Annotated in this window: 25 protein-coding genes; 3 read left to right on the top strand and 22 right to left on the bottom strand. The window is 38.5% G+C overall.

Going from position 1 to position 25440, the window contains the following annotated elements:
* Window positions 1-18: 18 nt before the first annotated feature.
* The 5 genes from HCJ55_RS11580 to HCJ55_RS11560 all read right to left on the bottom strand — a co-directional run bounded on the left by HCJ55_RS11580 (window position 19) and on the right by HCJ55_RS11560 (window position 5667).
* Window positions 19-1092: a lysylphosphatidylglycerol synthase transmembrane domain-containing protein gene (locus tag HCJ55_RS11580; protein WP_185503239.1), complete on the bottom strand. Its 1074-nt coding sequence runs from the start codon at window positions 1090-1092 to the stop codon at window positions 19-21.
* 5 nt (window positions 1093-1097) lie between these two features.
* Window positions 1098-2123 (bottom strand): glycosyltransferase family 4 protein, encoded by a 1026-nt coding sequence (locus HCJ55_RS11575; protein WP_185518323.1) that lies wholly within the window; start codon window positions 2121-2123, stop codon window positions 1098-1100.
* Window positions 2116-3399, bottom strand: a complete 1284-nt coding sequence (locus HCJ55_RS11570; RefSeq protein WP_185504609.1) for a glycosyltransferase family 4 protein — start codon at window positions 3397-3399, stop codon at window positions 2116-2118. Before HCJ55_RS11570 ends, HCJ55_RS11575 begins: the two co-directional genes overlap by 8 nt.
* Window positions 3400-3723: 324 nt before the next feature.
* Window positions 3724-4578 (bottom strand): class II fructose-1,6-bisphosphate aldolase, encoded by an 855-nt coding sequence (gene fba / locus HCJ55_RS11565; protein WP_185504608.1) that lies wholly within the window; start codon window positions 4576-4578, stop codon window positions 3724-3726.
* 168 nt (window positions 4579-4746) lie between these two features.
* The gene (locus tag HCJ55_RS11560) at window positions 4747-5667 is read right to left on the bottom strand and encodes a diacylglycerol kinase family lipid kinase (RefSeq protein ID WP_185518321.1); all 921 of its coding nucleotides are present in this window, start codon (window positions 5665-5667) and stop codon (window positions 4747-4749) included.
* 313 nt (window positions 5668-5980) lie between these two features.
* Here HCJ55_RS11560 and HCJ55_RS11555 point away from each other — a divergent pair, with 313 nt between their 5' ends.
* Window positions 5981-8293 carry a GW domain-containing glycosaminoglycan-binding protein gene (locus HCJ55_RS11555; RefSeq protein ID WP_185518319.1) on the top strand — a complete coding sequence of 771 codons (2313 nt, stop codon included), beginning with the start codon at window positions 5981-5983 and terminating at the stop codon, window positions 8291-8293.
* Between the two features lie 46 nt (window positions 8294-8339).
* Here HCJ55_RS11555 and pyrG read toward each other — a convergent pair whose 3' ends face one another.
* The 5 genes from pyrG to HCJ55_RS11530 form a co-directional block, all read right to left on the bottom strand.
* Window positions 8340-9938 (bottom strand): CTP synthase, encoded by a 1599-nt coding sequence (gene pyrG, locus HCJ55_RS11550; protein ID WP_185503234.1) that lies wholly within the window; start codon window positions 9936-9938, stop codon window positions 8340-8342.
* A gap of 367 nt (window positions 9939-10305) precedes the next feature.
* Complete coding sequence (rpoE, locus tag HCJ55_RS11545) at window positions 10306-10842, bottom strand: DNA-directed RNA polymerase subunit delta (RefSeq protein ID WP_185399408.1); 537 nt, start codon at window positions 10840-10842, stop codon at window positions 10306-10308.
* A gap of 365 nt (window positions 10843-11207) precedes the next feature.
* Complete coding sequence (gene argS / locus HCJ55_RS11540; protein ID WP_185504605.1) at window positions 11208-12878, bottom strand: arginine--tRNA ligase; 1671 nt, start codon at window positions 12876-12878, stop codon at window positions 11208-11210.
* Window positions 12875-13324, bottom strand: coding sequence for a YwiB family protein (locus HCJ55_RS11535; protein ID WP_003723610.1), 450 nt, complete (start codon window positions 13322-13324; stop codon window positions 12875-12877). Before HCJ55_RS11535 ends, argS begins: the two co-directional genes overlap by 4 nt.
* 77 nt (window positions 13325-13401) lie before the next feature.
* A complete protein-coding gene (locus tag HCJ55_RS11530; RefSeq protein ID WP_185503232.1) occupies window positions 13402-14055 on the bottom strand; it encodes a site-2 protease family protein in 654 nt (217 codons plus the stop codon).
* Between the two features lie 73 nt (window positions 14056-14128).
* Between HCJ55_RS11530 and thmT the strand changes: the two genes are divergently transcribed.
* Window positions 14129-14314, top strand: a complete 186-nt coding sequence (gene thmT, locus HCJ55_RS11525) for a 2-hydroxymuconate tautomerase (RefSeq protein ID WP_003729271.1) — start codon at window positions 14129-14131, stop codon at window positions 14312-14314.
* Between the two features lie 34 nt (window positions 14315-14348).
* Here thmT and HCJ55_RS11520 read toward each other — a convergent pair whose 3' ends face one another.
* The 12 genes from HCJ55_RS11520 to HCJ55_RS11465 all read right to left on the bottom strand — a co-directional run bounded on the left by HCJ55_RS11520 (window position 14349) and on the right by HCJ55_RS11465 (window position 24446).
* Window positions 14349-15671 carry an HD domain-containing protein gene (locus HCJ55_RS11520; protein WP_185504604.1) on the bottom strand — a complete coding sequence of 441 codons (1323 nt, stop codon included), beginning with the start codon at window positions 15669-15671 and terminating at the stop codon, window positions 14349-14351.
* A 24-nt stretch (window positions 15672-15695) separates the two neighbouring features.
* Complete coding sequence (gene lipL, locus HCJ55_RS11515; protein WP_185518317.1) at window positions 15696-16532, bottom strand: lipoyl-[GcvH]:protein N-lipoyltransferase; 837 nt, start codon at window positions 16530-16532, stop codon at window positions 15696-15698.
* 318 nt (window positions 16533-16850) lie between these two features.
* On the bottom strand, window positions 16851-17051 hold the full coding sequence (locus HCJ55_RS11510) for a hypothetical protein (RefSeq protein ID WP_008948803.1): 201 nt from the start codon (window positions 17049-17051) through the stop codon (window positions 16851-16853).
* A gap of 23 nt (window positions 17052-17074) precedes the next feature.
* Complete coding sequence (locus HCJ55_RS11505) at window positions 17075-17398, bottom strand: YxeA family protein (protein ID WP_008948804.1); 324 nt, start codon at window positions 17396-17398, stop codon at window positions 17075-17077.
* Window positions 17399-17552: 154 nt separating this feature from the next.
* Window positions 17553-19214 carry a peptide ABC transporter substrate-binding protein gene (locus HCJ55_RS11500; RefSeq protein ID WP_185504602.1) on the bottom strand — a complete coding sequence of 554 codons (1662 nt, stop codon included), beginning with the start codon at window positions 19212-19214 and terminating at the stop codon, window positions 17553-17555.
* A 136-nt stretch (window positions 19215-19350) separates the two neighbouring features.
* Entirely contained in the window at window positions 19351-19965 is a 615-nt protein-coding gene (locus HCJ55_RS11495; RefSeq protein ID WP_008948805.1) for a DUF1648 domain-containing protein, read from the bottom strand.
* A gap of 22 nt (window positions 19966-19987) precedes the next feature.
* Window positions 19988-20620 (bottom strand): nicotinamidase, encoded by a 633-nt coding sequence (locus tag HCJ55_RS11490; RefSeq protein WP_185518315.1) that lies wholly within the window; start codon window positions 20618-20620, stop codon window positions 19988-19990.
* Window positions 20621-21145 (bottom strand): dihydrofolate reductase family protein, encoded by a 525-nt coding sequence (locus HCJ55_RS11485; protein WP_185518313.1) that lies wholly within the window; start codon window positions 21143-21145, stop codon window positions 20621-20623.
* Window positions 21146-21147: 2 nt separating this feature from the next.
* Entirely contained in the window at window positions 21148-22146 is a 999-nt protein-coding gene (locus tag HCJ55_RS11480) for a zinc-binding alcohol dehydrogenase family protein (protein WP_185518311.1), read from the bottom strand.
* Window positions 22147-22242: 96 nt separating this feature from the next.
* Entirely contained in the window at window positions 22243-22515 is a 273-nt protein-coding gene (locus HCJ55_RS11475) for a hypothetical protein (RefSeq protein WP_185518309.1), read from the bottom strand.
* A 48-nt stretch (window positions 22516-22563) separates the two neighbouring features.
* The gene (locus HCJ55_RS11470) at window positions 22564-23475 is read right to left on the bottom strand and encodes a cation diffusion facilitator family transporter (protein WP_185506893.1); all 912 of its coding nucleotides are present in this window, start codon (window positions 23473-23475) and stop codon (window positions 22564-22566) included.
* A gap of 143 nt (window positions 23476-23618) precedes the next feature.
* Complete coding sequence (locus tag HCJ55_RS11465) at window positions 23619-24446, bottom strand: Cof-type HAD-IIB family hydrolase (RefSeq protein WP_185518307.1); 828 nt, start codon at window positions 24444-24446, stop codon at window positions 23619-23621.
* A gap of 114 nt (window positions 24447-24560) precedes the next feature.
* On the opposite strand from HCJ55_RS11465, the gene HCJ55_RS11460 reads away from it, so the two are divergent.
* A complete protein-coding gene (locus HCJ55_RS11460) occupies window positions 24561-25436 on the top strand; it encodes an alpha/beta hydrolase (RefSeq protein WP_185518305.1) in 876 nt (291 codons plus the stop codon).
* Window positions 25437-25440 lie beyond the last annotated feature (4 nt).

The raw sequence follows: 25440 nt of genomic DNA, 5'->3' as shown, positions 1-25440 counted from the left end.
TCGCCCCCAAGCTTTCTATTATTGTGGTATATTTTTGACTGGTGCTTTTGCGAGAGCTTCAATATGTGGCTTGATTTTCTTGGAAGCTGTATCTTTTATTAACAAGGCTCCAGCGCCAAAAACAATGCAGCTATAATAAGTGATAATCCGCCATAAAACTAGCGCCATGAGCAGTTTCGCCGGGCCAAGTAACATCCCGAATAGCAAGGTGAACGTATACTCAGCCCCACCAGCCCCACCCGGCGTTGGCATAACCGTCGCAAACATAATAATAAATGCGTGATACGTAATCGCCATATACAGCCCGATTCCCGTAACACCAATCGCTTGTAAAATGAAAAATGGAATCGAGAAATAAATCCACAGTTGTAGCGTTGTATAAAAACAACAGCGTACAATTAACTTCCAATCTTTCCCAATTCGGCTACTCTCTTCGTGGAAAGTAACAATTTTTTCATCTAGCATATTTCTTAAATTAGCTACTTTTTCCTTTTTCATAAAAAGTCGCGTTGGTACAAGTAAGACATGGACTAATTTTGTCGTGAATTTTTGACTTCTACCTACTAAAATAAGTGCGGCAATAACGATGACATGTACACCAAACCCTAGTAAAACGAGGAATTTCAGTTGCGTCACGCCAGTCATTAAATAATGAATTCCAAAAATCAAAATAACTAAAAAGTTCAGCACGACCATCGCTTGATAAATAATAAATTTTACGAGTAAAACTGAGCTACCCCGGCCCGCATCCATGCCTTGCTTCGTTAACATCACGAGCTGTGCCGGTTGTCCGCCAGTTGACATCGGAGTAATCGTATTGAAAAATTGGCCAATCATGGTAATCCGAAAAGATGAAAAGAATCGTTGCTCTTTATTCGCTGGTTTAGATGCCGTTTGTAAAACGACTGCTTCTAAAAACCAATAAAGGAACATCGCAGCAAATGCCGCCAGCAGCCACCAAGGGTTCACTTTCAACATCGAAGCGAAAAAAGTGGAGATATCTACGCCTTGAAATTGCCAAATAATAAAGCCGATACTAATTGCTAATACAAGCGCAATATTAAATAGATTTTTCTTCGCAGCTCCACTCATACTCTTCACTCCTTCGTTAATAAACCTTGATAAAAGTCCAACCATATTTGCGCTAGTCGATCTTCGGAATAATAAGCTGCTCCTCGTTTTGCAGCTTGCAACATTTCTTGATAGTAATCCGCGTCATTTTCTAAACGTTCGATAGCCCGGATAAAACCTGGATTATCGACCTCTTTTACATAGTAACCATCTAAAATTTCTTCATATAAATCCAAATTTCGTAATAATATCGGAACATCCGAGCTCATTGCTTCCAAAATTGCCATCGGGAACAGCTCATTGTAGGAAGGCATAAAGAACACATCCGCCATATTGATACAAGCGTTCATTTCCGAACGATCAACAATCCCGATGAATTTCACATTACTTGGTGGATTATCATAGATTTTTTTCAATTCTTCGTAACCAGAAGTAATTTTCCCGAAAGAAAATCCGCCAGCCCAAACAAATTGAACATCAGGCAGTTGTTTAGCCACCTCGATAAAATCAAGCACACCTTTACGATGCTGCACTTGTCCAATCCCAATCACTGTAAATTTATCTGCTGGAATTCCATATTTTTTTCGCGCAAGTTGCTTTTCCGCCTCTGGAAGCGGGAAAAAGCTCTTTTTAGAAACAAAATTCGGAATGTAATGGATTTTTTCTTCTGGAATATCATACGCAGTAAGTTTTGGTATGAATGAAGGGTTAACCACAACGATTTCATCCATTCGCTTATAAAAGCCAATCAAGTATTTATAAAAAACGACCCGGGCGATCCACGGTAATTTTAGACTACCTTCCATTGTTTCCGGTAGAAAATGAACATATCCGACCCGAACGCCGCGTTTCTTCTTAAAAAAAGTCGAAAGAAAAAAACGGAAATCAACGGTATGATAATGCGTGATATCCGATTTCTCAAAACTATTAATCTTCATATCAATTTCATTTATATATCTTTCTTCTAGCAAGTTCACAAGTTCGCGGTAAGCTGATGCTACACCTTGTCCTTTTACTTTTTCTGCCGAAGATAGCATTGTCAACTTAATCACGCCGCGATGACCTCTCTTTCCTTTGAACATGCGTAGAAGATGAAAGTGAAAATACTTGTGAAGCTATTTTACTTTTTATTAATGTCGGTTTTACTTTAATCGTCCCATTTTGTCGTTTAGCTCGGTAGATTTCTCGAACTTCATTGTATGTAGATTCAATGTTGATTCCAAATTGGTCCGCAGAAATTGATTCCACTTTGACTCTACCGTTTGATGCTACTAATGTTGCGGTATTTTTATCTGAAATTATTTTGATTAACAGACTGGCAAGCTCGTAATCTTCATCGAACAAAAAGGCCGTTTCTCTGTCGCTTAAAAAGCCTTCAATACTTTCATCACGTTTAGCCACAACTGGTAAAGATGCCGCCATTGCTTCCGCATAAGTTAGACCTTGCGTTTCCGTCGTTGATGCACTCACAAAAAGGTCGCCTAATTGGTAATATAAACTAATATTTTCCCAGTCCACTGCACCGGTGAAAATAACATGTGTCTCTAATTGTTTTTCTTCTACTAACTTTTCTAAGTCTTTACGTACCGGTCCATCACCAACAATGACTAGTTTGGCTGTTGGTTTTGTTTGAAGGACTTCTGGCATCGCGTTAATAATCGCATCAATATTTTTCTCATGCGCAATTCTTCCGAGCGAAAGTATCACTGGATCCTCTGCTCCGATACCAAGTGATTTTTTCAGATCTAAAATACGTTGTTTCTCAACCGGTGCGAACGATGAAATATCTGTGCCTGTTGGAACTGTATACATTAGTTTGTGGATACCTTGTTCTTCTAAGTGATGTCTTACTTTTGCTGTTGGCGTAATTATCGCATCATAACTATCACAAAATGATTTGGTCATTTTCCCCACCATGGACGGTGTTAAAATTTTACCTTTCGCAATATAATGCAAGTAATCGACATACATTGTGTGGTAAGTATGAATAGAAGGAATATGATATTTTTTCGCAATTCGCTTACCTAAAAGACCTAAGGAGAACTCCGTATGTGTGTGGATAACATCTAAATCTAAGCGACCTACTAGCTTGATAAACTTATTCATTCCAGCAATTGCTACACGACGTTCTGGAAAAAAGACAAACGGAATACTTGGCAAACGAAACACACGCCCCTCTTCGCTTTCTCTATCAGCGTTCGGATCGGTTGTCGTAAATATATATACAGTGTGCCCTTGTTTTCTTAGTTCGTTTTCCATAATCATTATCGATGTAGCTACACCGCTAATTTGCGGACTGTAGGTATCCGTAAAAATCCCTATATTCATTACTATCGCCTACTCTCTTCCTCGTTGGTTCATTCATCATTTAATATATTATTATAACATAACTATAGTAAGTCGTATTACATAACTAACTACATTATGACTCATTTATTTTGATAAAACATGCGCCTGAAGCATGATTTTTAATCGGGAAATTTGGAGTGTTTACTTCTATTAAATGAAAGCTATAGTTATCATACCATATTCGCCCTCATAACGATAATTAAATTCCTTCTATAAAAGGCCCTAAGATACACATAAAAAAATAACTGGCAAAATCAACAAGTGATCCTACCAGTTATTTTTTATATCATCATAAAGTTTGTCTTACGCTTTACCGTTAGAACCAAACTCTTGAATTTTTTCTGAAACAGTTTTGATAATCGCGTCCACACCAGGGCCGATTACTTTACGTGGATCATAAACTTTGTCATCAGTAGCTAATTTTTCGCGAACAGCTGCAGTCCAAACGATTTGGCATTCAGTGTTAACGTTGATTTTGCTGTGACCTAGTTCAATTGCTTTTTTAACTTGGTGTTCAGGAATTCCAGAACCACCGTGAAGTACAAGTGGAGCACCTGTAAGTTCGGAGATTTCTTTCATTTCGTCAAAACCAAGAACAGGTTCGCCGTGGTAAGGACCGTGTACAGAACCTAATGCTGCAGCAAGTGCATCAATGTTAGCTTCTTTAACTACACGTAAACATTCTTGTGGATCAGCATAGTTGATTCCACCAGTAACTCCGTCTTCGTCTCCACCAACAGTTCCAATTTCAGCTTCAACAGATACGCCTTTAGCATGCGCGTAATCAACAACTTTTTTAGTCATTTCAATGTTTTCGTCGATTGGGTGGTGAGAACCGTCGATCATTACAGAAGAGAATCCTGCATCGATAGCCGCTTTACAAGAATCAAAGCTTGAACCATGATCAAGGTGAATCGCAACAGGTACAGTGATTTTCAGGTCTTCTACAAGTCCTTCAGTCATTTTTACAACTGTTTTGAATCCTCCCATGTATTTAGCAGCTCCTTCAGAAACTCCTAAAATAACTGGTGCTTTTTCTGCTTCTGCAGCTTTCAAAATAGCTTGAGTCCATTCAAGGTTGTTGATGTTGAATTGACCAACAGCATATTTTCCAGCTAATGCTTTTTTCAGCATGTCTGTCATGTTAACGATAGGCATAATACAATTTCCTCCCTCAGGAATTTAGGAAAACCATTTTTGATTTTCCCTAAGATTTGAATTTCCGCCGTGAAAAATAGTGGCAGCTATTTTCCCCTAACAAACATATGATAACAGATTTGTGATGAATTTACCATAAAAACTAGAAAATTTTCTGGTGTAAACGCTTTAGCCTCTAAGACGTTCTGAAATTCGCTTTTCATCAGCAAATACTTCTAGCGCTTCCGGAATGACCTCTAATGTATACGGAGCTTTCCCACCATATACACCGTCATAACTGACATTTAAATCTGCCTCACTTTTTATCACTACTTTATCGGTGCGCGCATGAATGACATCCGGACTAGTTAAATGCGTTCCTTTTTTTATAGAAGCAAACAGTTGAAATAATTTTTTAGGCGACACCTTTTTTAAAATTAAAAGTTCGAACATACCGCTGTTTAATTCTGCTGGTGGACATAGAGTTTCCATCCCGCCTACTGAATTCGATTTATTTACGAAAAATAGTAGAATTTCGCCTTTGAAAACTTCATCATTGTAGGCGATTTCCACACTCACTGGTGATAATTTTGGAAGTACTGTGAGCCCACTGAAAAGATAAGCTAATCTGCCCCATTTGGATTTCATCGATTCTTTTACAGCGTAGGTTATTTCCGTGATTTTCCCGCCTGCTGCATTATTAATAAAAAATTCGGTTTCGTTAGCTTTTCCAATGTCTACCTGAATCGTTTCTTGTTTAGCGATAATTTGAAGCGCTTCGAGTGGATCTTTAGCCACATTTAGTGCCCGGGCATAGTCATTCGTTGTGCCTACTGGTAGAATTCCTAGTTTTGGTCTTTTTTCAACTTGCATTAAACCGTTGACGACTTCATTCACTGTCCCATCGCCACCAGCAGCAATCACTACATCATAACCTGATTCCGCTGCTTGTTGTGCAATTTTTGTTGTGCTCTTTGGCGCTTTGGTTGACGGTACTAAAGTTACTTCAAAATCTGCTTCTGTTAAAATTTTTTCTGCGTCTGGAAGTAATTTTCGAAATTTATTTTTCCCCGCTGCCGGATTGTATACTATCATCGCTTTCTTCTGCAAATTGCCGCTCCCTCTTTCCTATAGATAGTGTTAGTTTCCTATTTTGGCTTCTTGATGTCAACTTGTTTGACCGAAAAAGAAAAAATCATTTAACTAGAGTCTTTTTACCTATTACAAAACACATACCTCTACTTCTTTAAAATTACATTTTGTGTACCATTTTGAAATTATATTACTTTTACATTAAAAAACATGTGCAATTAGGTTCATTGTTGCTTATAGCCATTGACTACGACTTCACGTATTGTCATAATTAGTGTAGAATAATTTTATTTCTTATTGAAAGTAGTGCAGTTAGGAGAGGATTTAAACTTTGAAAAAATTAGTAAAATCGGCGGTTGTTTTTACAAGCCTTGCTTTTATTGGCGTGTCCGCTACCATGATTACAGAGAAAGCAAGTGCAGCTTCTACGGAAACAGTGCAAAATGTAGATGATCAATCCATCTATATCCCGCAAGGAGTTAGGGACGGGACTGCTACGGAAGAACATGACGGCTTTGAAGATGGAACTAATAGCGTACTGAAGTCTGTACCTTTACTTCGCGCAACAGCAGGATATCCTGACGTTAATTCCTATATTAAATCAAATAAATTTTCAAGCGCATCCATTGAAAAGCAATTGCAAAGTCAATTTCCTAAATTTAATTACCGTAATGGTTACGGAAAACCAGAAGGAATTGTCATTCACGAAACAGCAAATAATTCTTCTACTATCACAGGTGAAATTAGTTACATGAGTAGAAACTACAATAATGCCTTCGTTCATTCGTTTGTAGACAAATCTCGTATTATTCAAATTCACCCTACCGAAAACGGAGTATGGGGAGCTGGCCAATATGCCAATGCTCGCTTTATCCAAGTCGAATTAGTTCGTTCAAAAACCTTTGACGAATTTGCTCGTTCTATTAATAACTATGCCTATTACGCGGCTTACTTGTTAGATCAATATAATCTTCCAGTTGATAGTGCGCATAATGACGGTAAAGGAACAGTTTGGTCTCACGATTCTGTTACACGTTATCTTGGTGGAACAACGCACACGGATCCCGTTTCTTATTTCAACCAATGGGGCTATAACTTCAATAGTTTTGTGACGTTGATCAACGAAAAATATAACGCTATTCAAGCAAGCAAAGTCACTTACGACAAAATCGAATATGATAAAGGCGTAACTGCTTATGCAAGAGTAAAAACTGCACCTTACAATGCGGTTTGGACAAGACCATACAAAACTGAAGGCGCAAAACTTGTGAATCCACTATCTTCGTATGTTGGCAAAAACATGCGTATCTTGCGCGAAGCTAAAACACCAATCACCACTTGGTACCAATTTAGCATCGACGGCAAGACAATTGGTTGGGTTGATACACGCGCACTTGATACATTCTACAAACAAAGCATGGAAACATCTGCTAATTTAACGCGTTATGTCGTGGCAAATAAAGCGAACGAAGCGTACTACAAGGTTCCAGTAGCTGATGCCGATGTTAAATGGGGCACTTTATCTACTTATAAAAACGAAAAATTAACCGTTGATAAACAAGCAACTGTTGAAGGACAACTTTGGTATCGCGTGAGCGCAGGCTCTACCTTTATTGGTTGGACGAAAGCTGCGAACTTAACAGCAACTTCTCCTTTCGATAAAATTGAATACGATAAAGGCGTAACTGCTTATGCACGAGTGAAAACTGCACCTTACAACGCCGTTTGGACAAAACCTTATAAAACAGAAGGTGCTAACTTAGTCAATCAACTTTCTGTCTATGAGGGTAAAAATATGCGCATCTTGCGCGAAGCCAAAACACCAATCACTACTTGGTACCAATTTAGTATTGATGGTAAAACGATTGGTTGGGTTGACACACGTGCGCTTGATACATTCTACAAACAAAGTATGGAAACTCCTGCTAATTTGACGCGTTATGTCGTGGCAACCAAAGCGAATGAAGCTTACTACAAAGTTCCTGTCGTGGATGCCGATGTTAAATGGGGCACTTTAGCCACTTATAAAAATGAAAAATTAACCGTCGACAAACAAGCAACTATCGAAGGAGAACTTTGGTATCGCGTGAGCGCAGGATCTACTTTTATTGGCTGGACAAAAGCTTCCAACTTAACAGCTACGTCTCCATTTGATCCAATCGAATATGATAAAGGCGTAACCGCTTATGCACGAGTAAAAACTGCTCCGGGTAATGCCGTTTGGACAAAACCTTACAAAACTGAAGGCGCTAATTTAGTTAATCAGCTTTCTGTCTATGCTGGTAAAAACATGCGTATCTTGCGCGAAGCTAAAACACCAATCACTACTTGGTATCAATTTAGTATTGATGGCAAAGTAATTGGTTGGGTTGACACGCGTCCACTCGATACGTTCTACAAGCAAAGCATGGAAACACCGACTAATTTAACGCGTTACGTTATCGCAAGCAAAACAGGCGAGGCGTACTACAAGGTTCCAGTAGTGGATGCCGATGTTAAATGGGGCACTTTAGCAACATACAAAAACGAAAAATTAACTGTCGATAAGCAAGCAACTGTCGAAGGACAACTTTGGTATCGTATAAGAACAAGTACTACTTTTATCGGTTGGACGAAAGCTTCTAACCTTAGTGCTACTAAATAATTCAAAAAAACTCCCAGCCACACTCGGCTGGGAGTTTTTTAACGTCTTATTTATTATTAAGTGCTGCGCCAACAAAATCTTTGAATAAGCTTTGTGGACGGTTTGGACGGGAAATGAATTCTGGGTGATATTGACAAGCGACGAACCAAGGGTGATCAATTAGTTCAACTACTTCAACTAAACGACCATCTGGGCTTGTTGCAGAAACAATCATACCAGCTTCTTCCATTTGTTCTCTATACTCGTTATTAAACTCATAACGATGACGGTGACGCTCTTCTACAAGTGTTGTACCATAAGCAGCCTCCGCTTTAGTTCCTTGCTTAATACGTGCTGGATACAAGCCTAGACGAAGCGTTCCACCCATGTTTTCGATATTTTTTTGTTCTGGTAGTAAATCAATGATGTTATGGTTTGTTTCTGGTTCGATTTCTGCGGAATGAGCTCCTTCAAGACCAAGAACATTACGGGCAAATTCAACAGTTGCTAGTTGCATACCTAAACAAATACCGAAATAAGGCACTTTATTTACACGTGCATACTCGATAGCAGCAATTTTACCTTCAATAGCACGGTCGCCGAAACCACCAGGAACTAAGATACCATCAACGTCTTTCATGATTTCAGCAACGTTTTCTTTTGTTACTTTTTCAGAATCAATCCAGTCGATTTCGATTTCTGCATCATGGTCATATCCGGCATGACGAAGTGCTTCTGCTACAGAAAGGTAAGCATCTTGCAAGGAAACATATTTACCAACTAAACCGATACGAACTTTTTTGGAAAGGTTTTTCACACGGTGTACTAGATTTTTCCAATCAGTCATTTCAGCTTGTGGTGCTTCTAATTGCAAGTGTTCAAGGACGATATCATCCATTTTTTGTTTTTGTAAAGAAAGTGGTACGTTATAAAGTGTTTCTTCATCGCGAGATTCAATAACCTCAGAAGCTTTAATATCACAAAATAGCGCAATCTTGTCTTTCATTTCTTGTGAAACTGGTTGCTCTGTACGAACAACGATAATGTTTGGTTGAATTCCTAGGCTGCGAAGTTCTTTTACACTATGTTGTGTTGGTTTTGTTTTCATTTCGCCAGCTGCTTTGATATAAGGAATTAAAGTTGTGTGGATATAAAGTACGTTTTCCGCACCAACATCCCCTTTAATTTGACGAATTGCTTCTAAGAATGGTAATGATTCGATGTCTCCAACAGTTCCACCAATTTCAGTGATGATAATATCTGAATTAGTCATACGAGCTGCACGGAAAACACGATCTTTCAATTCGTTTGTAATGTGTGGAATAACTTGCACAGTTCCACCTAAGTAATCCCCGCGACGTTCTTTTTTAATAACTTCTGAGTAAACTTTACCAGTTGTCACGTTGCTGTATTTATTTAAGTTAATATCGATAAAACGTTCGTAATGGCCAAGATCCAAGTCTGTTTCTGCACCGTCATCCGTTACATAAACTTCCCCGTGTTGGTATGGACTCATTGTTCCTGGGTCCACGTTGATGTATGGATCAAACTTTTGAATTGTAACACTAAGCCCACGATTTTTCAGCAAACGTCCTAGTGATGCTGCTGTGATTCCTTTTCCGATTGACGAAACTACGCCACCTGTAACGAAAATATACTTTGTCATGTTAAAAAAATCTACTCCTTCCTGAAATGAAAAACTTGCAGGGTTCTGACGATTTTCCTGCTGGGGTGGGAAATTGCCAGATAAAACAATATTGTGATTATCTTTCTAACGTATCAATCACAATTTCAAGTATTTTGTAAACCAAAATAAAAAACACTCCGCCTACTTTATAAAAGTAAGGGAGCGTCGATTCTCATAAATATCCGTCCCTATAAAAGGGAGCCCAAATAAAATACTACTAATGATAGCGATAGAAGTCAAGTCTTTATTTTTTGAAACCGCCATCAATCCATTAAGTACGTTAAAAAAAATCAGATAGACACTTTTCCATAAAAATGGGTGTGTCTATCTGATTAAAATTTAGTTATTATTTATCTTCTGGGTCTTCTGTATAATCGCCATCAGAATAGTCATCTTCTACAGTAGCTAAATCGCCTTCGATTCCGTCTGGTAAGTGATCATCGTCATCTTCCTCTTCGTCAAGTAAAACGTCAGCAAGAGAGATTTCTTCTTCACCAAGCTCTTCCACGATTTCTTCATCATCGTAGTCCACGTCATCATCCAAGATTTCTTCATCTTCATCGTCATCATCGTCTGATTTACGTTTTTTCTTAGGAGTAGTTTGTGTTTGAACTTCTTCATCAATTGCATCCATTGGATACCATGCACGAAGTCCCCACATGTTGTTTCCTAATGAAATAAAGTTACCATCAATATTCATATCTGTATAAAATTGAACAAGACGCTCCCTTATTTCTGCATCTTTCAAACCTAGGAACGCTTGAATCTCTTTCACTAATTCAGGGAAAAGAATAGTTTCTTTCCGTTGTTCCAAAATAAAATGTGCAACATCAATTAAAGACAGTTCACTACGTTCTTCTTGCGTTAAGTTCTTTAAATCCAAAACTGGCACGCCCTTTCTATCGTAATTCCAATTTATTTAGCTGTTATTTTTTCGTTCAGCCCAACTTCACTATTTTACATGTTATTTCTGGCAAGTACAACCTAAATTTTCTTAATTACATCAATTCTTCTTGACTATTTTATATCCGATGTAAAAGAAAAGGATGGCCATTAAAAGAATTGGGATCGATCCAAGTTGAAAGTCGTAGAGAATATAGATTGCGACGCACAGAAACACGAAAAGCAGCGCCAAAATTATTAATCGCTTCATCATATGCTCTCCCCGTTTTTTCAATTACCTATGTTTCTATTAACTTTAGTACATTTTGGTTATGACGTCAACGAGTAACCTATAATTTTAGGATATCACATTTTTTCTGGTGCTGATACACCTAGAAGCGTCAAACCATTTCTAAGAGTAATTTGTGCGGTCTTAATAAGTGCTAGTCTTGCTTTCGTTACTTCTAAATTATCCATATCGAGTACTTTATTGCTATTGTAGAAACGGTGGAATGCAGCCGCTAAATCGTTTAAGTAGCGAACGATACGATGTGGCGCTCTTTTGGCAGCAGCTTCTGCAACAACATCCGCGAACTCACCTAGTACTTTTAACAAATCATATTCTGCTTCGGTTTGTAGCAAGCTCATGTCAGCAGCTTCTGTAACTTCTAAACCTTGCTCTTTACCAGAACGTAAAATACTAGAAATTCTGGCATGCGCATATTGTACATAATAAACCGGATTATCGTTAGACGTTGATTTCGCTAAGCTCATATCGAAGTTCATATGTGTATCAGAACTACGCATTGCAAAGAAATATCTTGTCGCGTCAAGGCCAACTTCTTCAATTAAGTCACGCATTGTAACAGATTTACCAGTACGTTTACTCATTTTAACTTGAACACCATCTTCAAATAAGTGAACAAGTTGAATAATTTCTACTTCCAGTTGATTCGGCGAGTAACCAAGTGCTTCAATCGCAGCACGCATCCGCGGAATATAACCATGGTGATCCGCTCCCCAAATATCAATTAGCACATCAAAGCCACGCTCTAATTTGTTTAAATGATAAGCGATATCTGGTAAGAAATACGTGTAGCTACCGTCTGATTTGATTAAAACACGGTCTTTATCATCTTCAAAATCAGTCGTTCTCAACCAAGTCGCGCCATCTTGTTCGTAAATATAGCCATTTTCTCGTAAACGTTCTAACGCTGGCAACACTTTGTTTTCTTCATATAGAGACGTTTCTGAAAACCACTCATCAAAAGAAACACGGAATTCTTCTAAGTCAGCACGTAATTTTCCAGTTTCAAATGCTAGTGCATCAACGCGGAAAACGGAACGACGCTCTTCTTCGCTTGCATTCACATATTTATCGCCGTATTTAGCAGCTAAATCTTTACCAAGGGAGATAATATCTGCGCCGCGGTAGCCATCTTCTGGGAATTCAGATTCTAAACCTAACGCTTCAAAATATCGTGCTTCTGCTGAAAGAACTAAATTATTAATTTGATTTCCGGCATCATTAATATAATATTCTCTTGAAACATCGAAGCCGGCCACGCTCATAATGTTAGCCAGCGAGTCTCCGATTGCCGCTCCACGGGCATGCCCTAAATGCAAGTCACCAGTTGGGTTCGCGGAAACAAATTCAATTTGGAATTTTTCTCCTTTACCAAAATCAGACTCGCCGTATTTTTCATCTTCTTTTAGAATAACTGGAACTAAGTCGGTTAAATAAGCATTATCTAAATAGAAATTAATAAAACCAGGTCCAGCAATTTCTACTTCTTTAATTAATTTGTTATCTTTTTTAAGTTCTGGAACGATACTTTCGGCAATTTGACGAGGGGCTTTCTTCGCTACTCTAGCAAGTTGCATCGCAATATTAGTCGAATAATCTCCATGCTTTTTATCTTTAGGTACTTCGAGTAAAATTTCTGGTACTTCTGTTTCTTCTAAACCAACCGCTTGAACAACTGCTTGTTTGATATGTTCAATTAGTTTAATTTGGTTCTCTTGCATGACATTCATTCTGCGTCCTCCTCTATTTTCATTAAAACAGTATATGAGCCGATGTATTCGCCGTGGCTTAGCAAATCATATTGAAAAGCAACTTCACTCAATACATCTGGCTTATTTTCATATAGTTCTTCCATTGATACTAATTCTGATTCTAATTGTAATTTCCCTGCTCCTGAATCAACAGACGCAGTACTTCTCCTATTATCTCGGAAAAAGTGCATTCTCATATTTACGGCACCACTTCGCATTAAAAGCAGTTCGTTGTCAGCAATTTTAAGAACCGTGCGAATTGTTCCAGCTAATTGTTTTTCCTCATAATGCAGATAACGATTGCCTTTATCCCGGTAAAAAACACCCGAAACAGACATATCGGATTTCTCTTCTGCATCCATCTGACGGATGACATTGGTGATATGAATAGTTACTTTTTTTCGTTCCATTTGGTTGGCTGTCATATCGCTTATTTACCCCTTTCCGGTCAGAAGAATAGACGCATTATATTATAGTGAAAAATAGCATGAAAAGCAACAGCTTAATATGACGTCAGACCAAATATTGCTAAAATCACATTTAGAACAAACGGAATCACCGTATCAAAAATTGGTTGAATCGTAAATTCAGAGATAGGCGTTACCGCAACTACTAAGAAAATAAGTATCGCATATCGTTCTAACGGTTCAAGTTTGGCCCTCGCAGACATTGGTAAGAATTCTACTAAAATTTGGTAGCCATCTAGTGGCGGAAGTGGAATCAAGTTAAATACAAATAATACAAGATTTAGGTTTATAAAAATCATTAAAAATGTTTCTGCAACCGAGCCATATGTAAAGAAAGAAAAATTTAAAAATAATGCATAAAAGCCAACGCCAACCATCGCAAGGAATAAATTACTGATTGGACCAGCAAGCGAAACTAGAATACTGCCAAGTCGGCGTTTCTTTAATTTAAATCGATTGACCGGGGTCGGTTTAGCCCAACCAAAACCAGCAATTAAGATCATCAGTAAACCAAATAAATCGACATGTACGATTGGGTTCAAGGACAATCTTCCTTGATTTTTGGCTGTGTCGTCTCCAAAAGCGAGCGCAACCAAGGCATGAGCCCATTCATGGATTGTAAAAGCAATTAATAATGTAGCTACAACATAAGGTATCATTTCTAGTGGGTAAGCGAGAAAACTAGGCATAAGTGCCTCCTTTATCTTTTATTGAGTAATTTTTATATGCTATAATGAAAAAAACGTTGATCGAGGTGAGAAAATGCCATTTGTTACTATTCAATTTTTAGAAGGTCGTAGTGACGATCAAAAGAAAGCTTTAGTTAGCGAAGTAACCGAAGTTGTTTCCAAAAACCTAAAAGCGCCGAAAGAAAACATTCATGTGATTTTAGAAGAAATGAAAAAAACGGATTACGGTGTTGGCGGCGTAAGAAAATCTGATATTTAAGCATGCTAAAAGCAAGGTTTATCGCCTTGCTTTTTTATTTTTCTTTAAGCGAATGCGCATGAATAAGCGAAATCATTCTTTCCGCAATTTCTTGATCCACTCTTCCACTCTCGATAAAATCAAGCGGATAATACAATTTAATATCAGTTCGTCGTTCTCTGCCAATCGCTTCAACAACCGGAGACTCGGTCGATAATTCGCGCAGTTCCCCGTTTCCCATCAAAAGTTTAATCGGATCTTTCCCACTGCCAACCCCAGGAAGATAGTAATCGTAGGGTAAGTCGCTGGAAGAATCAATTACTAAATAATACGACGGGTCAATATCTGCCTTTTCAAGAAGCCCTTTTAATTCCGCATAAAATTCCGCATCTTCTTTTGGATCGTAGTTGGTGTATCTAAGCAACCTTCTATTCAAAAAGCGACTACATAAATCACTTAAAATCGGATCTGCTTCTTCTTGCCAAATCGAAAAATAGTACATTAATACAATATCATCAAGTACGATATATTCTTTTAGACTTACTTCATTTAAAAAGAATGGCAGTACTTGGATCGGTGTAACGTGAAATTCATAGCCAGCGCAATATAGCTTTTTGGCGCGCTCGAGAATTTTCCATAATAACACTTCACCACTACGACTAACCGGGTGAAAATATACTTGTTGGTACATTTGGTAGCGGCTCATAATATAGTCTTCTACCGCATGCATCCCAGAATATTTTACAATGACGCCATTGCCATCTGGACTCGGTCTTAACACCCGCAAAATCCGCTCGATATCAAACTTCCCGTAACTAACCCCGGTATAATAAGCGTCACGCAACAAATAATCCATCCGGTCTGCATCAATCTGGCTCGAAATCAATTTCACGAGTGTTTGATTAGGATAATTTTTCTTAATAATAGCGGCAACCTTTAGCGGAAACTCTTCCCCAACCCTCATTAGGACTTCGCTAACTTCTGTATCACCAATAATAATCTCCTGCGTATAGGCTTCATGATCCGTTCCAAAAACCTTTTCAAAAGCGTGTGAAAATGGCCCGTGACCTAAATCATGTAAAAGTGCGGCACACAAAGCAACCATGCGTTCTTCTGGATCAAGTTGCGGCTCATTCGCAAACGTTACATCAATGATTTGCCGAACAATTTCGTAAACACCTAACGAATGATTAAAACGGCTGTGCTCTGCCCCGTGAAAAGTGAGCGAGGTTGTTCCTAGTTGATGTATCCGCCGCAAACGCTGAAACTCTTTTGTCGCAATTAAATCCCAAATTAATTTATCAGAAACATGCACATAACCATGCACCGGGTCTTTGAACACTTTTTCTTCAAGTAGTTTCTCTGTTAAGTAACTCATGCAGCCCTCTCCTCTCAAGTAAGTTCACGCAAGCACTTTATCATTTCTTGCAATTAAGCGTTCGTAATACGCTGGAAAAAGATCCAATTCTTCTGGTGTGAGCGTACCTGACACAAGTTCGCCAGCATAGTGCCGCAAGCTGTTGAATAGGCGCACCAACGTTTCATTTATGCTTATATCGTTCTTCATTAAGTCTGAAAGTGAACCCATAACAGTAGAATCCACATCCGGGAAAGTATATTTTGTTTGCTTGTCTTTGCCACTAATCGCGTAGAAATCACGAATTAATTCCGAGCGAGTTGTTTGGTCTCCTTCAATTGCTAAATAAATTTGGACTGCTACGCCTTTAGCCATTCTTCGTTGAGAAATACCAGCAAATTTTTTCCCGCGAATGCTAAGGTCATAGCTACCAGGACAATAAGAATTTACGATTTCTTTCGCTTCAATTACTTCATTACAATCCACGAACATATCTTTAATCAGTGTAAACATGGTTTCATAGCCTCGCTCAATTGCGATTCCTCGTTCTGCATCTGGTAACACCATCGACAAATTAAGCACGCCGGAATCAAGTACTACAGCTAGCCCACCAGAATTCCGGACAACTACGCGGTAACCTTGTTCTTGCAAAAATGCAATTCCTTTATCTATATCAGGCAACTTAGAATCTTGTATCCCAAGTGAAACGGTTTTTTCATGTAACCAGCCACGAACGGTGGATGGTGCCATTCTCGCCCCAACTGAACGACATAGCGTATCATCTGTAGCAAATGATTGAATCGCATCAAAAGCTGGATTAATAGTTGTATTATCAATAAAGCGCCACACATCTTGTTTTAGTAAGGTGTTTTCAATATTCATCTCTATGTCCTCCATGATTTTCTTTTTGTTATTATAGCATACCGACTCCTATTTTAGGTGCAAATGGCTTAAAATAGCCATTTAATCATGAATTATGTTTTTTGGACGGTTATTTAACTTTTTTGCGTTTAATGTTGAAAACTAGGGCTGTAATGATTGATATAACAACAGATTTTACGATTATATCTTTTTTCATTTCTATCGCCTCATTTCCTTTATCTTATTATAACAAACTTACCATACAAAAAAACCTAACTTCTATAAAAGAAATTAGGTTCTTTATATCTAAAAGCCTAGGGAGCTTTTTTAGCGAGTATATTACCAGTTGTAGCGGTCTTCATTGTCGCGACTTGAGCGTTTCGGGGAATTGCCCCACATGCGATAAAGTACATATCCAATACCACCTAATACAAGGACTGGGAATAAGAAGTGAAGTGTGATTCCAACGATATCAAGTACGATATTAAGTGCAATAAATCCTAAAATAATGGTAAAAAATATTTTCCAAAAACTGTTCATGATTATTTCCTCATTTCTAATTTTTATTTACTACTTGCAAGTGGCACATTGTTTATTTCCTTGGCTTGAACGAGTAATTCATTGTCTTGAACGACGATTTTATACTGTTTATTCTTTTTAAGTTGTGTAGTTGACATGAAGTTAACTTTACGACTGTTTCCTTGATTATCTAGACACGACTCGTGGAAAGAATAGCCTTTGAACTTTGACTTAGTAACTTCTTTCCCATCGTTTTTGATTGTAACGTAATATGTATTTGCTGCTGATCCAACTGGTGCTGAAAACTCAATTACAACCATTGTTAATACAAAAATTGCAGCCAGTAAACCGAAAAGTCCCTTTTTCATTGTTTTTACCGTCCTTTTTTGTTGATAGGTTAATTATAGGGGAGATTTTAAAAAGGAACGAACGGCTCTAGGCTGAAAATTGGTACATCCTAGGTCTTATTTTCATTCGGGTATAAAAAAAGAGCCTAGCTTGTTTAACTAGACTCATTTCAAATTAATTTTTCTCGATCCATTTATAGTTTTCTGAACCGATTGGATAGGTTGTATAGTTTTTCAGATCGCTTTTTTGCAAATATGCGCGGCCACCTTGGTATAGCGGAATAAGTACGGCGTTATCTTTGAGCAAAATTTGTTCTGCTTCTAGTAATGCTTGCCATCTTTTTTCCGGATCTGCCGAGAGTTTGCCTTTGGCGCCAAGGACTAGTTCGTCGTATTTGGCGTTTGAGAAGCCAGTGTGGTTACCTGGGCTGTTTGTTAAGAATAAGTTGAGGTATGTGAGTGGGTCTTGATAATCGCCACCCCAGCCTCCTAGTAGCAGTTCAAAGTCTTGTGTAACGTCTGCTTGGAAACTTGCTTGGTTTGTAATGTTTTTTAATTTGATCGTTAAACCAGGTAAATTTTCTTCTAGTTGATTTTGGATAAATTCGGTTTGTTTGCGTTGTAAGGACGTATCGCCACTCGTTAAGGTAAGTGTTAATTCGGATTTCCCAATTTCTTTTAAGCCTTGTTTCCATGCGCTTGTGGCTTCTTGTTGGTCAAATTTAAGTAAGTCACCATTTTGTTTACGGAAATCTTCTTTTGTTTCTGGATCAAACATGATACCGCCCGGAACATCGCCATTTAGCGCCTTGGAACCATTAGCGAGCAGCGTGTTGACCATGCCAGTCTTATCAATCGCCATTGCTAAACCACGGCGCAAGTTCAAGTTGGCCAAATCTGTTTTCACACCGTCTTTACCTTGATTCATTTTCATGTAGACTGAACGGCCGGTTGCTTCTTTATGGAAATTTTTATCGTCTTTATATTGTTTAACAAATTCGCCGTCAAGTTCCACTCGGTCTAATTTGTTGGTATTGTATAAATTTAAAGCCGCATTAGTATCTTTTACGACTGTTACATGAATTTTCTCTGTAGGAACATTTTTTTCATCCCAATATGTTGGGTTTTTAATGTAATCCCAAGTCATATTTGTGCCATTCCAATTTTCGAGTTTAAATGGGCCGTTGGAAATAAGTGTGTCGCTTTTTGTTCCGTAACGATCGCCTTGTTTTTCTACGAATGCTTGGTTTTGCGGGAAGAAGGTGCCAGTCGTTAGGAGTTCTTTAAAAATTGGCACAGGATTTTCTAGTTGAATTTGTAGTGTTTTGTCGTCTAATGCTTTGATACCGAGCTCATCTGGTGACATTTCGCCTTTGAGGATTTGGGTAGCATTTTTGACGATTTCTTCCATTTGTGGTCCGTACGCTGCGGCTGTTTTTGGATCAACCACTTTTTTCCAGGCGTACTCAAAATCATGCGCTGTCACTGGATCGCCATTGGACCAATTAGCATCTTCGCGAATTTTGAAAATAAGTGTTTTCCCGCCATCTTTTTCTTCGGGTTCACTGGCAGCTAGAGCTAGTGCCGGTTTCCCGTTTTTATCTAATCGATATAATCCTTCAAAAATCTGATTGATTACTCGGAAACTTACGCTATTGTCCGCGAGTGTTGGGCTTGCGTTTGGAATCCCACTCGTTTCCATGATGTTCACAACTTTTGTTTTCTTATCGGATGTTACTTTTTCACTTTCCCCTTTATCGCCAGACTGACATGCTGTAAGTACTAGTAAACATAGCAAACTGAGTGCCACTACTATTTTTCTGGCTGTTTTATGCAAAATTTCTCCTCCTCTTTTTGTAAGCGCTTTTTGGTTACGTAAAAAAAATGACGGACTTCCTGCCAAATACGCGCAGAACTTCCGCCACCATTATAAACCGAAACTGTATCAATTGTAAATAAAAACTGTTATATTTTTATTTCTTGTTAAGGTAAACTCCTGAACCAACAACAATCACACACATCGTCATTAACATTGCTAGCATTAAGTAACTGGGGTCATTCCGCATAAATAAAGCTAAGATAAAACAGAGTGCACCAGCTATATTAAGTGTAACAGTTGTAATTTTTCTAAGTAGGTTTCTAGACCATGCATCAATCTTTTTAAAACCAATCATCGTTAAAAATTTAAAGAGTTTTTTCGAGTATTGAATGTATGCTGCAACAACAAACATGAACGCTCCCACCGTAACTAACGAGAATCTGCCAGTTGGGATTTCGTAACCTAGCGCGTACACAATAATACTCATTTGAATAATCGTTAGGAGCACTAACAACAGCCTAAAGCAATATTCAAATTCCAGCAAACTCTCTTGGTTCACTTTTTCTTTTCCGTAATATTCCGTTCCTGTAAACATAATCATTAAAAATGGAACAAGAATTAGGCCAAGCCATTTTTGCATAAACATATCTGGGGAGAAGTCCGTACCGAAATGCACCGCCACTTCAGAAGGTAGTAGCGGATATAACACAGCAGAAATTCCTACTGTGAAAAGAATTATCATACTAGGAAATACACCAACTTTCCTCATTCCCCTCACCTCTTCCAACCTTTTATTGGCAGTAGGCGACAAGTTCCTCCCTTGTTTCGATAAGTTGAACTTTCTCGGTATTCGCTAATTGCTCTTTTGTTTCATCAAAACCTTGTTCAGATAATGCACGTGTCGCTGGTAAATAGACTAATACAGAAAAGCCTGCCCTACTTAACTGTGTAACTGTAGTTTTCACGCAAAAATCAAATGCTAAACCTCCAACAAGTACTAAATCTACTTTTTGTTCCCGTAAATATTCAAGTACGCCTGTTGAAAGCTGTTCGACAATATCGTGATAACAGGCGCCATATGGGTGAATATCTGGCTCCATGCCTTTCCAAATAAAGTAATCGTAATCCGTCACGACCGGTAAACCATCTAGTAATTCAAAACCTTTCGTACCCGGTTCGCAGTGCCTAACCCAAGTAAGGTCCGCATTTGGATATTTAAGTTCGGCGAGCATCTCATCTTTTGAGTCAACAACCCATACAGCATTTTGCGGGTGCGCGTCTTTGCTTCCAATTCGGAGCGAAGCAAGGCTCGCCATAAAATTCAGCTCTGGAACAATTTCATCTCCACCCGGAACCGGCAATTCATCTGGACAAAGCGGCGTAAAACCTTTTTGTGCATCAATATCAAAAGCCGCAATTTTCATTTAGCTTTCCTCCAAGTTTCTATAAGTTAACTGCGCAAACTGTCCGAAACGGGTTACTTCTTCTAGTTCCAGAGCATGCTCCCCGTCTTTTTCAAACAGCGGAATTCCTTTTCCTAAGATAATCGGCGCAATCGTTATTACAAAGCGGTCAATCGCCTTTTCTTTTAAAAATTGCTTCACTAATTGCGCGCCACCCACAAGCCAGATCTTTTCACCGTCAATGTTATTTAGCCACGTGTCTACAGTCCCAGACACAAAATCAGCATATTCATCTTTTGTGCCTGCTTTCGTATTTGAAAAAACGTAGACATTTTTTTTGCTGTAAGGGAACGTGTCGGTGAGCGAGAAGATTTGTTGATACGTCGTGCGGCCCATTACGACTGTATCCACGTTATCAAAGAAAGCTTCATAACCTGCATCGCCTTCGCTATCAATTGATTCTAGCCATTCGACACTACCATTTTCATCCGCAATGTAGCCATCCAAGCTAACTGCGATATATAGCGCAACTTGTTTTCCACTCATAGTCACTCAAATCCTTTCACTACTAATTTTCCAATCATTTTTCCAGATGAGATTATTTGGTGAGCTTCTTCTATCGTTGCTGCGTTTATTGGAGCTAATACTTTATTTAACGTTGCCCGCAAAGTACCTCCGTCTAGCATATGCGCAGCCTTTGTCAGAATTTCATGCTGTTTGACTTTATCTTCCGTATCGTATTTCGAGCGAGTAAACATAAATTCATAACTAAACGTAGCACTTTTATCTTTTAAAAGGGTCATTTTCACCGGTTCTGCAAGTTCCACAATCGAGCAAATTTTCCCTTGTGGGCGAATCGCTTCTTGCATATCATCCCAGTGAGCATTTGTATTATGCAAACATAAAATAAAATCGACACCTTTTTCGTAACCAAGATTTTTCAATTGTTTTGTTAGATTTTCACGGTGATTAATGACGTGGTGCGCGCCGTGTTTCTTCGTCCATTCTATCGTTTCCGGGCGTGACGCTGTGGCGATGACTTCGAGACCGATGTTTGCAGCTAGTTGCGTGGCAATCGAACCAACACCGCCAGCCCCATTAATAATTAAAATCGATTTCCCGCTGTCCTCTTCCACAATCCCTAAACGATCAAAAAGCGCTTCCCAAGCCGTAATAGTTGTCAGTGGCATCGCAGCGGCTTCTTCTACACTTAAACTGCGTGGTTTCAAACCAACTAGCCGTTCATCAATTAAAGTGAATTCTGCGTATGCTCCAGGCCTTGTGACGTCGCCTGCAAAATAAACCTCTTGCCCGGTTTTAAATAAAGTCACTTCTGAACCAATCTCCACTACTTCACCAACTGCATCCCAACCTAAAATCCGCACTTCATCTCCAGTAATTTTAATTGCTTCGCGTTGTTTTGTATCGACTGGATTAATCGAAATTGCTTTGATTTTCACTAATAAATCATGACTTTCAGGTTCCGGCTGTGCGATTTTCATATCCATAAAATCAGTTGATGCTTTTGTTAATCCTACTGCTTTCATTTGACAACACCTCTCGTTTCCTTTTCCCGATTTTCTTAAATTAATGCACATATAAATAAAAAAGCCTTCTCCATTTTACCGAGAAGGCTTTAAAACTTATTTTTCGTCGAGCAATTCGCTGTCTTTGAATTTCATTTTCGCATGACAGGCTGGACATTTTATTTTTAATTTACCGCCGTGGGAATGAGTATGGTCGCTAGCTTGTTTTTTAGTAAGTAGCATATTCGCCGCTTTTTTTAGTAGTGGGATAGCGATTACAACACCGATGATTGTGAACATTGCTAGAACCCCGATAAATACTAAGGTTAGAGCAACTATAGCGATAAAAGCTTTTTTCAAAAAATGACCTAAATCAACTTGTTCTTCCATCTAAACCAACTCCTCTAATTGATATGTTCATCATATCATGAAGCGGCATTAATTGCAGTGATGATGGTGAGCATGATTTCCTTCCAGTTGAATCGTGCTATGTTCTAAAGAAAAATTCTCTTGTAAATAATGCTCGATATCCGCTAAAATTTTATCACGGTCAGCATCTTCGCTTACGGTCAAATGAGCTGTAAGAGCGTTAAAATCAGAAGTAATTGCCCACACGTGTAAATCATGTACTTCTTTTACGCCGTCTTGCTCTTGGAAGAAAGTTTTTATTTCTTCTGTATTCACGTTAGCTGGTTTACCTTCCATCAAAATATGAATGGCATCTTTCAACACGCGCCAGCCACTAACTAGAATTAGCGCCGCAACGATAACACTGGCAATCGGATCAGCGATGTTCCAGCCTAGGAAGATGATTAGTAAGGCCGCAATAATCGCACCAACAGAACCAAGCAAATCACCAAGCACATGCAAGAAAGCACTCCGCATATTTAAATTTTCGCTTGTATCACCTTTCATTAAAATCCAAGCAACTAAAATATTAATAAGCAACCCGATAACTGAAATAGTCATCATTCCCGCTCCGATTACTTGCGGTGGATCAAAGAAACGACCGATTGCCTCGTAGAAAATGAAAACGGAAATCCCAACGAGCGTCAACCCGTTTAAAAAGGCTGCTAAAATTTCAAAGCGTTTATAGCCATATGTTTTATCAGAACTTGCTGCTTTTTCACCAAATTTAAAGGCTGCTAAACTTAAACCTAATGCAACAGCATCAGAAAGCATATGCCCCGCATCAGAAAGTAGCGCCAAACTATTGGTCATAATTCCACCAATAACTTCTACTACCATAAACGTAGCGATTAAGATAAAACTAATTAATAATGATTTTTTGTTGGCATTATGCGCATGATTATGATTGTGTCCATGTGCATGATCGTGGTTATGTGCCATATGATTACTTCCCCTCTGTAAGTACCTAAATTCTTTATATGCATATATTAGCATATATACATTTTGAGTGCAAGCCATCTTCTGAAAAACTTTCAAACGACAAAGAAAAACCCTTTAGATTGGTACCTAAAGGGTTAGTTTTTTTATAAAATCTCTTCTTGCATAAATAAACCTAGTCCACCAATATCATGATGTTTCGCGATTTTATCTGCTTTTTCCAAAGCTAGCGGAATGCCGTTTTCCATCGCTACGCCGATTTTAGCTAATTCAATCATGCCGACATCATTTTCATTATCACCAAAAGCAATCGTTGTGTCGAGATTGATATAGCCATTTTCAGCAAGGTACGTCAGTCCTTTTGCTTTATCAATACCTTCATTCATAATATCAATTAAATTCGAAGCAGACGCTAGAACGGAGAGCGGAAGGCCTTGTAATGCGGCTTTGATTTCCGCTCGTTTTTCTAGGTCAGATTCAATAACTAGAACTTTCAACGGAAACTCATCTTCGCGCAGAACGCTGAATGGGTCAGTAGTTAATGTAATCGGAACTTGTTCATTTTCCGGTAATGTTTTATTTAATTCATTGAAAAAAGCAATTTTGCCAGTATTAGTTGGTCCGATAATTCGTTCAGTTGTATAAATATGGTAATTTACGCCAAGTGGTTCAAGCGTATTTAAAATTGTATGTACCAAATCCAGCTCGATGTTGCTTTTATATAAAATTTCTCCGGTCGTAAAATCACGTACTAAACCGCCATTACAGGAAATAACCGGTGTTTTAATTTTTAGTTCGTTGATAAATGGTAATATCGCTAAGTCCAATCGGCCCGTCGCTAGGAAAAGTTTCTTGCCAGCCGCTTGCCAATCCATTAAAACTTCTTTGTTTAGCGGATGAATTTGGTCTCCTTTTTTTACAAGTAATGTTCCGTCCATGTCTGTAATAACTGTGTCAATTGCTAGATTTGCCAATAGTTTTCGCACCCTTCTAAAATTCCGTCATTATGTATCTCGATTATAGACGAAATTTATATGATTGTCACGCCGATTTTTGGTATAATAATTTGGAATGGAGGAAGATAGTTAGTGAAGAAATATTTTATTACGATCATGATTTTGCTTTTTGGTACGCTACTACTTAGTGCTTGCCAAAATGACAAAGAGGCTGAAAACTCTTCGCCTCCTAAGGTAGATTTAAAAGATCAAATACCGATTATTTTAATTCATGGGAGCGGTGGCGACACACATTCCCTTGACGAAATGGCAGACCAACTGATGAACGAATATAAAAGTTCAAATGAAGCGATGTCGATGTCGATTAGCGCGGACGGCGATATTACCTACCAAGGTGAGTTGACGAAAGATGCTAAACGTCCAATTATCAAATTTGCTTTCGACCAAAACCAAGCAACGCCAGACGATTGGTCCCAGTGGTTAAAAATCGCGATGGTTGATTTAAAAAACCGCTACGGCTTCACGCAAATGGACGGGGTTGGTCACTCAAACGGCGGTTTAGCACTAACTTACTTTGCTGAAGATTATGGCAAAGACGAAACTGTACCTACTTTACGTAAAATAGTCGCAATTGGGTCACCTTTTAACGATTTAGATTCTAACGATAATGGGAAAGACTTAACATTTAAACAATTGCCTAATAGTACTGCGCAATTAGATTACTTTATGGAAAAACAACATGATATCAATCCCAATCTCGAAGTACTTGCTATTGCAGGCGCACTAAGCGATGATAATCCAACTGATGGTGTTGTTCCAACAAACAGTTCACTCGCAACAAGACTCTTTATGCCAGGGAACGCAAAAGCCTACATTGAAGATGTTCAAGTTGGAAAAGGCGCCGTTCACCAAACGTTACATGAAACAACGAAAAGTATTGAGAAGACTCACTGGTTTTTAGAAGAATTCAAAACAGACGAAACACTTATCAAATTAGACTATAAATAGGAGG

The organism is Listeria marthii (genome assembly GCF_014227425.1).
GTDB classification, from domain to species: Bacteria; Bacillota; Bacilli; order Lactobacillales; family Listeriaceae; genus Listeria; species Listeria marthii.
This window is presented reverse-complemented; position numbering and strand designations above follow the sequence as displayed.